We start from the raw sequence: 13,690 nt of genomic DNA, 5'->3' as shown, positions 1-13,690 counted from the left end.
CCTACCCCCCCTACCCCCCTACTTGCCTTCACCCGTCATTTTCGGGTTGACAGACTAATAGTTTTTGGGCGCAGGCCCTACTTCTGGGCTTTAAGAAAGGACGGTATCAGCAAAACATACTTGTTCTACCATTGGGGTATAGCCCAACCATTGTAAGCTAGATTGGGTAAATTGCTGGGAACAACCGCTGACAGCGAAGCGGGTAGGCATTGGTGGATGAGTATTCTTAATCCCTAGTATATCTAATTCTTGAGAGCAAGCGGCGGCGACATGAACTGCTGGGTCAATTAGCTTGACTTGCTGGGGAAGGAGCGATCGCAAGATGGGCGACAAATGGGGATAATGGGTACAGCCATAAACTAAAGTATCTATTTCTTTCTGAAGCAAAGGTTCTAGATAAGTTTTGGCTATTTCAATGGTATAAGGGTCGTGAATACGATTTTGTTCAATGAGTGGGACAAATTCTGGGCAACTGACTTGCCAGACTTGGACATTAGATTGAATTTCTAAAATAGCTTGACGATAGGCGTTGCTTTGAGCCGTAGCTGGAGTAGCAATGACACCAATCCGTTGTCCTTGTTGGACTGCTGCCTTTGCACCTGGTAGAATCACCCCTAAAATCGGGAAATTAAACTCTTGACGGACTATATCTAATGCCAGAGCCGAACTGGTGTTACAAGCCATAATTGCCATTTTCACCCGTTGCTGCTGCATCCAATGGAGGATTTCTCGGACGAATTGGAGTATTTCTGCTTGGGAACGAATACCATAAGGAAGACGGGCTGTGTCCCCTACATAAATAATTGATTCATTGGGAAGTTGTTGATAAATTTGTCGCAATACGGTTAGTCCACCAACTCCACTGTCAAATACCCCAATCGGAGCGCGTTGAGGTTCTTGGGGGGAAAAAGTATCAAAAATAGAAGATGAATACACAGCAAATATTAATTTTGATTTTGACACTCTCCGGTCTAAAGACGCGGAGATTCTATAGAGAGTTTCAGTCTATATCCCTCAGTTATCCCAGTTTCAGGCAGGGTTCCTTAAATATTTGGGTTCTTGCCCTGATTTCGTTTGCCCTGGCGGGCGAAATCATATCTGACAAGCGTAACTTTCCGAGAGTCCCGCGGTAGCTTTTTATGTCTTTAGTGACAATTTAATTGTATCACGAATATTGAAGGCAATCAATTCGCCCGTGTGCGTTTTCCCCTTCGGACTGAAGACCCGAAGCTCCCAACGCTACCGCGTTCCTCTTGTGGTTAGTAGTCAGTGGTCAGTGGTCAGTAGTCAAGAAAAAACAAAGAACAACTGACAAAGAACAACTGACGATAATTATCTTTGTTTTAAATAATTCAGAATACCACTAGCTATGCCCTCAGCCATACGACTTTGGTATTCTGGTGATCCTAAACGGGGATTATCTTCCCGACCGGTCATGTAGCCTGTTTCTACTAAAATAGCAGGCATAGTATTTTTTCTCAGCACATAAAATCTAGCTTTACGAGTGCCTCGATTCTTGAGGGTACTAATATTTTGGAGAATGGCTTGTCGCACAGTATCAGCTAAAGCATAGCCTCTGTCGTAATAATAAACTTCTAGACCATTGACATCAGGTCTATTATCTACAGCATTAGCATGAATACTGACAAATAAAGCTGCATTAACACGCTTGGCTATATCCACCCTTCCTTGCAGTTCCACAAAAAAGTCAGCATCTCGCGTGAGGACAACTTGGATACCATTTTGTTCTAAAATTGTTGCCAGTTTGGTACTAATGGGTAGAACAACATCCTTTTCTAGCAAACCACTTAGCCCAGGAGCGCCAGAATCTTTACCCCCATGTCCAGGATCAATAACTACTAAAACTTTGCCATTAGGAACTGGTAGACGGGGCTGAGGTCTTGTTTGCGGGGGTGGTGTACTAGAACCTGGAGGATTTTGTGATCCAGGAAATCCAGGTGGTATGATTGGAGGACGTTGAGCGCGGAGATTAGTTTGTAATTGTAGTGCCAATAGTTGGAATGTAACTTGACTTAGTGCGCCAAAGCTAACGCCAGATGCAGGTTGAACAAGAACAATTACAGTATTATCAGATTGGGGTTGGAGACGGACTTTAAGAATCGGGCTATTGTTAGTAAAATCCGGACCTTGGACCTGATTAGCTAATTTAGCATTGGCAATGGTAATGCGAAATAGACCTGAGCTTCTATCCCAGCCGGTGGTGGCAGATATGGCTTGGTCTGCTCTAATTAATAATTGTGTGCCATTGCCACCGAGTTCTACAGATTGAATAATTGCGGGGGAATCACTCGGTGATGGTGCGGATGATTGGTTATTCTCAGGTAATTTAGCTAAACGATCTGGGATGACGACAAAACCACTGTTACCACTAGCTAATGCTTGCCAATTGGGACTGGCACTATCTAACTGTAAGGTCATGCGAACAGCAGATGGACTGCTGGATAGTTGGCTAAATTGGACACGACGGACTCCATAGCGATTAATCACTAGATTCCGTTGTCCCATATTTGGTGATAAGGCTGCGCCAATGATATCAATATTAACAGAGCGATTATCTTGACTGCGATTGATTTGCAGTTGAGGATTGCCACCACTGGTACTAATAAAAAACCCATCTCTTGTAACTCGCAATTTATCAATTTGCACTACCCCTGGGATGGTTTCTCGATTAGATGGAGTAATTCGGTTGGTAGTGACTACGTTGTAAATACTTCTGGGGTCTAGTGTTGGTTCAGATGATTTATCGGATGTTGGGGGTAATGATGGTTCTCCAGTCTGCTCAGAAGCAACTTCCGGTTGTGGTAATTCTACTATCCAACGTTTGCCACTGATGGGAACAAATTTAACTTGCTTGGGGTTGAATGTGTAACCAGGGGCTAGTTCGATTACTAAGCGTGTTGTTTGGTCATCAAATTGACCGACGCGAATGGTGCGGATTTTGCTGCCAATTTGTTGGGTTACGGACGGACGACCAAGTTCTGTTCCTGGTAAGTCAATTACTAAGCGTGTGGGGTTAAAAATGAGTTGGGCTTGGGGTTGGACAGGGCTAGATGTGTTGATCTCTAAGCGGTTTTGATTAGTATCAAACCGCCAAGATTCTAATTTCGCGGCAAAAGCGGGCGAAGATAGGATGAAGACCGTTCCAAAAGTGCTAGGTATTAACCAATGTAGTTTCACAATCCTTTCTCCTGATTCCTATTGATGGGATTTGTCAATATCTCGACTTATGGGGTAATCTTCAGACCATCACCGCTGCAAATTTAACTTTGTGCAAGTAAAAGATTTTGGTGTTGGTAGTAAGACACGGCTAATGGCGTAGGATTGTAGCATACAATCGGTTTAGTATTACCATTTGGTCAACAAGTTCATTTTTCTAGTATTGGTAATGAATCAGATAACAGGTGATAAAAATTACTATTTATCTTGATTTTAAATACTGAAGTATGCCTTGAGCGATCGCATCGGCCATTTGATTTTGATAAGCTGAAGTTCTCAGTTTGGCAGCATCGTCTCTACCAGTTAAGAAACCGGTTTCTACTAAAATTGAGGGCATAGAAGTTTTGCGAAGAACATAAAATCTAGCTTTCCGCACTTTCCTATCTCTGACATTAAGACTTTGCAGAATTTTACTGTGGACAATTTGAGCGAGTGTTAAACCACTATCGTAATGATAAGTCTCTAAGCCACTAACTTCTGGACGACTCTCACCGGCTGAATTAGCGTGGATACTGACAAACACATCAGCATTGGCCTGTTGTGCCATTGTCACTCGTCCTGGTAGAGTTACAAAATAGTCAGAGTCTCGCGTCATAATTACTTGGATACCGTTTCGTTCCAAAACTTCTGCAATCCTTTTCCCAATTGGTAAAATAACATTTTTTTCCTGGACTCCACCGATACCAATTGCCCCTGAGTCTTTACCACCATGTCCGGGGTCAATTATAACTACTATTTTGCCTTTACGAAGGTCGCGCCTTTGGGTAATTCGTGGTTGTCTGGGTTTGAGGTCAGGTAGTTGTTGTCTGGGTGGTAATAAAGGGGGCAAATTCATGGGTGGTCTAATCTGACGATATCGTTGCAGTTTTAGAACCAGAAGTTTATCTCCCACTTGATTGGGTACACCTAGTGTAATACCTGATGCAGGTTGAATCAAGATAACTACAGTATTTGGCGGTTGTGGTTGCAGACGGAGCTTGATAATAGGACTATTAGCATCAAAAGTAGGGCCTTTGACTTCGTTGGCTAATTTGGCATTGGGAATGGTGATACGGAACAAACCAGAACTTTTATCCCAACCTGTAGTAGCGGATATAACTTGGTCGGCTTTAATTAATAATTGTGTGCCATTGTCAGCAAGTTCTATAGATTCAATTGTCGAAATTGAGCCGTTATTGTTTCTGGTAGGGGGAAAATTCTCATTTTTAGGTGCATTTATCATTCCCCTGGAGGGAAGGATGATTAAACCGCTGCTACTGGAGGTTACTTGCCAGTCAGGACTATTTACATCTACTTTTAACGTCATGCGGACAGATGTTGGTGTTGTTTGCAATTGGGTAAATCCAATATTGTCCACACCGTGTTTATTAACTGCCAAATTTCCTTGTGTTAAATTGGGTGATAAAGTTGCACTAAGAATGTCAATAAATACTGTGTTTTTATCACGGCTTCTCATGATTTTAGTTTGAGGATTACCGCCATTAGTGCGGATAAAAAAGCCATCACCAGTAATTTGCAAATTTTCGAGTTGAATTGTACCTTTATTACTGCTGGCAGTTCTAGTAATTGGTGAAAATTCAGGTTTCGTCTGGGAGTCTATGCCGACTAGATTGTAATTATTATTAGTATTACTAGCTGTTGAGTTGGCATCAAGTTCTAATTTTGGTAATTTCACTGTCCAGCGATTAGCACTTTTACCGACAAATTTTACTTGTTGAGGATCTAGAGTATAACCAGGATTTATTTCTAAAACTATTCTTGTTGTTTTTTTATCAAATTGACCAATGCGAATTTCCCGAATTCCTCCGCCTATTTGTTGAGTTAATTGGGAACGTCCAAATTTAACACCTGGTAAATCAATTACTAAGCGAGTGGGATTAAAAACTAATTGTGCTTGTGGTTTGACAGCACCATTTGTATTAATTTCTAATAGATTTTGATGACGATCAAATCGCCAAGATTCTAATTTTGCGGCTAAAGTTGGCGATGATAGCATCAGTACAGTACCAAAGGTAGTAGGTATTAACCATTGTATTTTCACGGTTTTTTCTCCTTAGCTGAATTAATAATTAATAATGAATATAAACACATACAAAAAACACCCACCACTGTCAATTAATGACATAGTTTGGCGGGGTATTCTCTATAATTACTACAAAAATCTTCAATCTGTAAAAACTGGTCTGAAAAAAAATAGGAATACAGAACATTATCAAGGCTAATAGAATGGGAAACAAGGAAAGTTTTATAAAACCAAAAGAAAACCAAAAGTAAATTTAATTAAAGGTAGAAATAATAACCATTTTAAAATTAGAGTGTTTCAAGATTACAGAAGACGGAGATTGGATGAGAGAAGTTTCTTCCAACCTCCTTATATAGTAAATGTGGAAACCACAGCAGAGAAAATTTTCAACTATCTTCTGTGGGATTTACAGCAGAATTTGAGGTGAAATTCAAATTACTAATCATCTTTTGTGGTGATGAGAGATGGTGGTATTTCTACTGCTAATGTTTTGCCAGAATTGCTGTCTAAATTTGTGGCGGCGTTTGATTCTGGAAATACAAATCTCAACAGGGGAGGAGCGATGAATGTGGTAATAATAACCATCATAATAATTGCTGCTCCTAATGGTTTTGAGAGGACACCACTAGCTGCACCGACACCAGCAAATACTAAGCCAACTTCACCTCTGGGAATCATCCCCACACCAATAGCCAAGCGGTTAATCCCCGGTTGACCAAATACTGTTAAGCCTGTCACTACTTTACCGATGATGGCAACTGTAATCAGGAAAGTTGCCATGATTAAGGCTTCTTGATTGGTGGGAATGGCTGGATTTAAGACTCCTAAATCAGTTTTTGCACCGACTGTGACGAAGAAGACGGGAACTAACATATCAGCAATGGGGATAACTTGCTTTTGGAGTTCTTTGCGTTTGTCGGTTTCTTCGAGAACTAACCCGGCGGCAAAAGCCCCAAGAATGGCTTCTAAATGGATGACAGAGGCGAAGTAAGCCATGATTATGGCAAAAATGAAGGCGGGGATGACTAATTCGCCTCTGGTTTTGAGTTGATCGGCGATCGCTACAAATGATTTATTAAAGACATTACCAAAAACTATTGCCCCAATTAAAAAAGCGCTCGCACTAATAATCAAATAAACGACGTTACCGACATCAACTACACCATCTTTGGCTAAACTGGCAACTACCGCCAGGACGATAATTCCCAAGACATCATCAATAACGGCTGCACCAAGAATAATTTGCCCTTCTTTGGAGTTCAACCGTCCTAATTCGGAAAGCACTTTGGACGTAATTCCAATACTAGTTGCTGTCAAAGCTGCACCGGCGAAAATTGCGGGAATAGCGGTGATACCAAATATGGTCATTAATCCCACTGTACCCGCTGCAAAGGGGACTATTACCCCAACTGTAGCCACTACGAAGGCTTGAACACCAACAGCCATGAGGTCTTTGAGGTTGGATTCTAAGCCAATTTCAAACAGAAGGATAATTACACCCAATTCTGATAAAACCGAAACCACCTCGGATTGCGCTGCAAACACCTGGGGTGTGGCTTCTGGGGTTAACCCAGCGGTGAGTTGCAAGAAGGTCATGATTAAGGAATTAGAAGCGTCTGTACCACCTTCTGGGAATACTAACAGATGAAGTACGGAGACACCGATAATTACACCCCCGACAAGTTCACCTAAAACTGCGGGTAAACCGACTTTGTTGGCTAATTCTCCCCCAACTTTGCTGGCAAAGTAAATTACGACTAAGCTTAATAGCACAGCGGCTAATACCATAGAACTGTCTGCGGTTTCTGTGGCTGTGGCTAATATGGGAACGGTTGCACTGATAAGCTGCATTGGTTATGTGAATAACAATTTCTTTATTTTTACCCTTTTTCTGGCAGGAATTTCTAATTAACTAATGTAGGGGTTTTTCTTTTAGATGGTCTTAAGTTTAGAATTTAGAGGGTACTAGCGAAGAAGATCAGCTAAAACAGAAATAAATCATTCATATACAGCGAAAAATCTAATATGGAAGAACTCTTAGAAATTAGACAACTCCTAGAACAAGGAAAAATCAATGAAGCTTTACTATTAGTGGATGAATTAGAAGAAATGAGCCTCAGTGATAAAATCAATAAAATTGATAGTTATGGCGTAATTCTACTGATTCATCTAATCAAACAAAAAGCCGAAAAACGTTCTACCCGTTCTTGGGAACTTTCCATAGAAAATGCAGTGCGGGAAATCAATAAAATTAACAAGCGCCGCAAATCTGGTGGTGTTTACTTGAATCAAAGAGAATTAATGGAAATTCTCCAACAAGGATATCAAGTAGCACTAAAAAGAGCGGCGCTAGAAGCTTATGAGGGACGTTATGAAACAGAAGAATTAGCAGCTATGGTCAATGAACAAGAAGTTTTATCTCAGTCGCTGGAATTAATTCAAAAGTAGTCAAGATTCACAGATCTCCGACTTCTTTGAGAAGTCGGGGATCTAGATATATATGTGCCTATGCTGTGACTTCTTCCTTCACTTCCTGTTGTAAGGCTGAAAACAATCTATTTAGTGCATTTACGTAAGCTTGAGCCGATGCTACAATAATATCTGTGTTGGCTGCATGACCAGAAAATACACGGGATTCATGGCGGAGGCGAATTGTTACTTCTCCTAAAGCGTCAATTCCTCCGGTGACAGATTGTACGGAAAACTCAATCAATTCATTCGGTACATTCACTACCCGATTGATGGCTTTGTACACCGCATCTACAGGACCAGTACCAATGGCTGCATCAGTTAATTCTTCTCCGTCGGGAGTGCGGAGTGTTACTGTAGCAGTGGGTTGAGTATTACTACCACAGGAAACCTGTACCAACTCTACCCGGAATAACTCTGGTGCTTGTTGGATTTCGTCGTTGACAATCGCTTCCAAATCCCAATCAGAGATTTCTTTCTTTTTGTCTGCTACTTCTTTGAATTTGACGAAGGCTTTGTTCAGTTCTGTTTCTGATGGTTCAAAGCCCAATTCTTTCAAGCGGGTACGAAAAGCATTTCTACCAGAATGTTTACCCAATACTATTTGGTTGTCTGATAAACCAATTAATTGAGCATCCATAATCTCATAAGTGAGTTTGTTTTTCAATACCCCATCTTGATGAATTCCAGATTCATGGGCAAAAGCGTTTGCACCGACAATGGCTTTATTTGGTTGCACCAACATTCCCGTTAAATTGGAAACCAAACGCGAGGTTTTATAGATTTGTTTGGTGTCAATATTGGTGAGTGATGCTTCGGAATTTTCAGCCCGTCCCAAAAAGGGATTAAAATATTGTCTCCGGACGTGCAAAGCCATTACCAACTCTTCTAAAGCTGCATTGCCGGCTCTTTCACCAATGCCATTGATGGTACATTCTAGTTGACGAGCGCCATTTTTGACAGCTTCTAAAAAGTTAGCAACAGCTAAACCTAAATCATTGTGTCCGTGAACGGAAATAATGGCTTTGTCAATGTTGGGGACATTTTCAGTAATGCCTTTAATGATTGCCCCAAATTCGCTGGGGGTGGTGTATCCTACGGTATCAGGAATATTAACAGTTGTGGCTCCAGCAGCGATCGCTCTTTCCAAAACTTCATACAAAAATTCTGGATCAGAGCGCCCCGCATCTTCAGGAGAGAATTCGATATCATCGGTGAAGCTTTTGGCATAGGCTACCATTTCTTCAGCGATCGCCACCACTTCTGGTCTAGTTTTCTTTAACTTATATTGCAGGTGAATATCAGAGGTAGCAATAAAAGTGTGAATTCTCCCTTTCGCAGCAGGTTTGATAGCCTCCGCAGCCGCTTTGATATCATCATGTTTGGCTCTAGCCAAACTACAGATTACCGGACCATTTTCTGTCCCCACAGTTTGGGCAATTTTGCTCACTGCTTCAAAATCCCCAGGACTAGCGAAAGCAAAGCCAGCCTCAATAATATCTACTCCTAAGCGTGCTAGTTGTTTAGCAATAACTAGCTTTTCGTCTATGTTGAGAGTTGCTCCAGGACACTGTTCTCCATCACGCAATGTGGTGTCAAAGATGATAATTCTATCGGTTTGCTTGCTCATTAGCTTAACCTCTGTGAGTTTTGAGAGTGGGCTGAATAAAAGAACATTAGGGAATTAGAATTAATCAAACGTGGTTTGATTTGTCAGTCCTAGAGAATTTATAATCATCACCGACTTCTAATTCCTAAATTCTTGCTTGATCAAATAACTGGAACTGTGAAATCAGAGTTTTTAACTTTGAGATTTGTGAATAAATACTAAGTTAAGTTAACCATCAGTTTTTTCTATTCTATCTCTAATATCATTCAAATCTATATATCTATCAGTAGCATTACGTAATTCTCTAGCAATCATGCCCTCAGTTGATACTACTGTAATATGAGTATTCTTGGAGCGCAATAATTCGATAGCCCTTTCAAAATCACCATCTCCGCTAAATAATACAACTCTGTCATATTGATCTACTGTATTAAACATATCAACGACAATTTCAATATCTAAATTCGCTTTTTGAGAGTAACGACCCGAAGCATCATCATAATATTCTTTGAGAATTTTCGTGCGGACTGTATATCCCAAGCTGATAAGGGCATCTCGAAAACCTCGTTGGTCTTGAGGGTCTTTTAATCCAGTGTACCAGAAGGCATTGATTAATGTAGTGTCTGACTGTTCGTATTTGAAATATTCTAAAACGCGCCGGGGGTCAAAAAACCAACCATTTTTTTGTTGAGCATAGAACATATTGTTTCCGTCTACAAAAATAGACAGACGATTCATTGGAGAACCCATAAAAATTTACACCTAATAATAGATAAGAATGTTAGAGGGAAGAGTAGATTATAGCAATTATCAACTGGTAATTTCGCTAATATCTTTGAGGTACATAATTATGTATAGCCATTATCTTACCTCTTTTAAAGCCAAAATTTGGACAAAATATCCAAGTAGAGAACCGAATTATTTAACTGGTTTCACCTCTGAGAGTTGTAAATATGTTATCTGATCAAAATTTAGCAATAAAATTGACCTAGTAACAGGATTCTGAACTAGATAATATCCAATTTTACTCCTAAAGAGGTACAGTATAGGATTTTGGGTAGTTAAATCTTCATCAATAGATTCTTTCCTCAACTGTAGGAATAATTTAAGAGAATTATCAATACTTCAAGAGAAGACCATTGAGGATACACATCTAGGATACCCTAAATACAGCAGAATTCAGGAGTCAGGAGGCAGGAGTCAGGAGTAAAAAGGGCTTTGTGTATAGGTTTCAATTTAGATTTGTCCACTTACCTAAACCTCTAGTATTTGACTAATACTCTAGGATACCAGTTTGAATAAGTTAATGACCTCGAATATAAATTTTTATGACAACCAACCTGCTCTGCTATGACACAGGTAAGTAGGTTGGCGTTAAAAATTGTCGTTGGGGCAAGGGAACAGGGAACAGGGAACAGGGAACAGGGAACAGGAAGAGAGTTTTGGGCGATTTTACTTTTCTTCACATACCTTTAAATTTTTCGGTTCACCTACTTAGGTTAAGTCACACTCACATACAGCAAGCATATTGCAGATTAATGAGGTACAGGATCTAAATTCAAAATCTAAATTCGAAGCCAGACAGTAAGCCAGTTTTACTCCTGACTCCTGACTCCTGCTGTATTCATCATTTAGTCACATTCGGAGTTTCTAAATATTGTTTGTCTGACTGAGGATAAATAGTTACCCAATCTAAGTACCTAATTGACGGAAATAACTCTACTTTAGCGATTGAGGCTGGAAGTTTCTTTAGATCTAAGGATTTAATTTTCCCTATGGCTAAACCAGCCGGGAACTTCTGACTATAAGTAGAGGTAGATACTAAGTCTCCTATTTTGACATTAGGGACTTTTTCATAGAACTCTAACACACCTTCAGTGGAAGCATCACCTTGTAAAACTCCTTTAGCTGAGGTACGGCTGATAGTTACGCCTACTTTACTTTTTAAATCACTTATTAACAATACACTGCTAGTATTAGTTGTGACACTATCTACTAAACCTACTAATCCACCATCGGCTTTGACAATAGAACCTTCTTGAATGCCTGATGCAGTCCCCCGATTCAAAATCACCTGTTGCCACCAATGATCTGCACTGCGTCCTATCACCCGTGCTATAGTTGGTTTCTGAGGCAAGGTTTGTTTCTCTACATAGCCCAGTAAATTTTTTAATTTCTGATTTTGGCTTTCTAAATCAACGATGCGAGTTTGTAATTCTAAAAATCTTGCATCTTTAATATTTTGTTCAGGAATTGCTCCTGAATGTAGCATTTGTAACGGTCCGGTGATTCCTTGGTAAATCTCCCGTAACAATGCTCCTTTTGTCTCTCTGAGTGTCCAGGAACTACCTACAACTAAGGCTAATAATCCTATTTGTAATCCTTTGTATTCCCACCAGCGTTTTAAAGTAAACATAATAACCTATATGTATTTTATAAATTATTTAGGAGTTGTAGGGATATGGTCTGGTAACTTTTTATTGATGCCTATAGCGATCGCCATCCGCAAATCTGGAAATCAACTCCTGTGTACTTGTGTTGAAAATAATGGGTTCTATAGTTACATCAGATGGCGTAGTCAGGAGGTACAAAATCTCGATTAAGACCTATGTACAAAGCCAGGTTTAATCCTGACTTATGACTCCTGCTATATGAATAAATACAGAACCCATATATTCCTAACTTACTATACCCAAGACGGCTTAATTATTTGATTTTCCGGGTAGGGGTAAAGCAAGAGCTTAATGGTGTCAACTTAACGTAAAACCCATAGCCCGCCGGGGAATGATAGACGCTATCATTTCAGGGTGGGTCTGTCAGCCAAACAAATAAGCCATTTGTAGCTGAAGTTGACACCAATGATCATTAACAAACCCCCCTACAAATCTAGGGTTTTCGTGATTTTACAAGAGTCCATGTACCAACCGTTTTCAGTATAACTACTACATATTGCGAGAACGCCCGCTAAATACTCTCTCCAATTGCTTGAAGTTTTCTAATACGCGACCGGTTCCCAGCACTACACAGCTTAAAGGGTCGGCGGCTATATGGGTAACAAGACCTGTCTCATGACTAATCAATGTATCCAGACCTTTGAGCAATGCACCACCCCCTGCCAACATGATACCACGATCAATAATGTCTGCTGCCAGTTCTGGCGGTGTCCGTTCTAGTGTTCGCCTAACTGCTTCGATAATTACCGCTAGAGGCTCTACCATACTTTCCCGAATTTCTGGTCCTTTGATGGTTACAGTTCTAGGTAAACCAGACAGTAAATGTAAGCCTCGAACTTCCATTACACTATCACTATCGTCTGCGGTCGGATAAGCAGAACCTATTTTAATCTTAATATCTTCTGCCGTGCGTTCACCGATTACCAGATTATGAACCTTCTTCATATACTGGGCAATGGCTTCAGTTAACTCATCTCCAGCAATGCGGACTGATTCGCTGATTACTGTTCCTTGAAGACTTAATACCGCTACTTCTGTTGTCCCCCCACCGATGTCAATAATCATGTTACCAGTAGGTTCTGCCACTGGTAGTCCTGCACCAATTGCTGCTGCAACTGGTTCATCAATCAAATATACTTCTCTAGCGCCGGCTTGGGTGGCTGCATCCATAACAGCCCGTCTTTCTACTCCAGTGACACCACTGGGGATACCAATAACAATGCGGGGCAACATCAGGGATCTCCCTTCATTTACCCGCTGAATAAAGCTTTTTAGCATCAACTCAGCCGTATCAAAGTCAGCGATCACACCGTCGCGCAGGGGACGCAGAGCAACGACGTTCCCCGGTGTGCGTCCGAGCATTTTTTTAGCCTCTTCCCCCACTGCCAGTGCCACTTTCAGATTTTGATCAATGGCAACGACGGAAGGTTCTTGCAGGACAATTCCTTTACCAGATACATAAACTAGGGTATTGGCTGTACCGAGGTCGATACCCATATCCCAGGATGGACGAAAATTTAAATTGAAAAGACCCACGCTTCTCTATGCCCCCTATTTACACTACTTCTGACTACAAACATAAGAGTTAATATAGCGGTTCTCGATTGGGTGATATACAATAACCCCGACCCACTCCTCGCAAGCGAGCAATAAGCTATGATGTATTTCATTCAAGTGCATACCGCTATAATGATAGATGCCATGACATTCGGTTCCCTGACTCCAGTAGACTAGACTATTTTTTTATTTAGTTTTTGTCAATCTTGAGTTTAGTTTCATGAATCTTAACTTCCATCTTCTCAAGGTTACTCGGTATAACCGTATAATTTTTTTTAGATATAAGGTATTTTTTGAATTTTTTTTGGGGTTGACTGTGGCGATTCTAACATATTTTTAATC

At 40.6% G+C, this 13,690-nt stretch carries 10 protein-coding genes; 2 read left to right on the top strand and 8 right to left on the bottom strand.

What is annotated here, in order from left to right; all coding sequences use genetic code 11:
- Nucleotides 1-90: 90 nt before the first annotated feature.
- The 4 genes from murI to IQ228_RS09690 form a co-directional block, all read right to left on the bottom strand.
- A complete protein-coding gene (gene murI, locus IQ228_RS09705; protein WP_027402280.1) occupies nucleotides 91-936 on the bottom strand; it encodes a glutamate racemase in 846 nt (281 codons plus the stop codon).
- Between the two features lie 396 nt (nucleotides 937-1,332).
- Nucleotides 1,333-3,198, bottom strand: a complete 1,866-nt coding sequence (locus tag IQ228_RS09700) for an N-acetylmuramoyl-L-alanine amidase (RefSeq protein ID WP_193962753.1) — start codon at nucleotides 3,196-3,198, stop codon at nucleotides 1,333-1,335.
- 241 nt (nucleotides 3,199-3,439) lie between these two features.
- Nucleotides 3,440-5,278, bottom strand: a complete 1,839-nt coding sequence (locus IQ228_RS09695) for an N-acetylmuramoyl-L-alanine amidase (RefSeq protein ID WP_193962752.1) — start codon at nucleotides 5,276-5,278, stop codon at nucleotides 3,440-3,442.
- Between the two features lie 420 nt (nucleotides 5,279-5,698).
- Entirely contained in the window at nucleotides 5,699-7,111 is a 1,413-nt protein-coding gene (locus tag IQ228_RS09690) for a cation:proton antiporter (RefSeq protein WP_039202542.1), read from the bottom strand.
- 174 nt (nucleotides 7,112-7,285) lie between these two features.
- On the opposite strand from IQ228_RS09690, the gene IQ228_RS09685 reads away from it, so the two are divergent.
- A complete protein-coding gene (locus IQ228_RS09685) occupies nucleotides 7,286-7,708 on the top strand; it encodes a DUF29 family protein (protein ID WP_027402276.1) in 423 nt (140 codons plus the stop codon).
- Nucleotides 7,709-7,766: 58 nt separating this feature from the next.
- Here the strand turns inward: IQ228_RS09685 and IQ228_RS09680 are convergent, their stop codons facing one another.
- From IQ228_RS09680 to mreC, 3 genes are all read right to left on the bottom strand, one after another.
- Nucleotides 7,767-9,359, bottom strand: coding sequence for a 2-isopropylmalate synthase (locus tag IQ228_RS09680; RefSeq protein ID WP_027402275.1), 1,593 nt, complete (start codon nucleotides 9,357-9,359; stop codon nucleotides 7,767-7,769).
- A 207-nt stretch (nucleotides 9,360-9,566) separates the two neighbouring features.
- The gene (locus IQ228_RS09675; protein WP_027402274.1) at nucleotides 9,567-10,088 is read right to left on the bottom strand and encodes an NYN domain-containing protein; all 522 of its coding nucleotides are present in this window, start codon (nucleotides 10,086-10,088) and stop codon (nucleotides 9,567-9,569) included.
- Nucleotides 10,089-10,965: 877 nt separating this feature from the next.
- Nucleotides 10,966-11,754 carry a rod shape-determining protein MreC gene (gene mreC / locus IQ228_RS09670; protein ID WP_027402273.1) on the bottom strand — a complete coding sequence of 263 codons (789 nt, stop codon included), beginning with the start codon at nucleotides 11,752-11,754 and terminating at the stop codon, nucleotides 10,966-10,968.
- A gap of 10 nt (nucleotides 11,755-11,764) precedes the next feature.
- Between mreC and IQ228_RS09665 the strand changes: the two genes are divergently transcribed.
- Nucleotides 11,765-11,941, top strand: a complete 177-nt coding sequence (locus IQ228_RS09665) for a hypothetical protein (RefSeq protein ID WP_160170620.1) — start codon at nucleotides 11,765-11,767, stop codon at nucleotides 11,939-11,941.
- Nucleotides 11,942-12,280: 339 nt separating this feature from the next.
- Here IQ228_RS09665 and IQ228_RS09660 read toward each other — a convergent pair whose 3' ends face one another.
- Nucleotides 12,281-13,288 carry a rod shape-determining protein gene (locus IQ228_RS09660; RefSeq protein WP_027402272.1) on the bottom strand — a complete coding sequence of 336 codons (1,008 nt, stop codon included), beginning with the start codon at nucleotides 13,286-13,288 and terminating at the stop codon, nucleotides 12,281-12,283.
- Nucleotides 13,289-13,690 lie beyond the last annotated feature (402 nt).

It is taken from the genome of Dolichospermum sp. LEGE 00246, from assembly GCF_015207865.1.
In the GTDB taxonomy this organism is placed as follows: Bacteria; Cyanobacteriota; Cyanobacteriia; order Cyanobacteriales; family Nostocaceae; genus Dolichospermum; species Dolichospermum heterosporum.
Note: the sequence above shows the minus strand (reverse complement) of the source record. Positions and strands in the feature narration are given on the sequence as shown.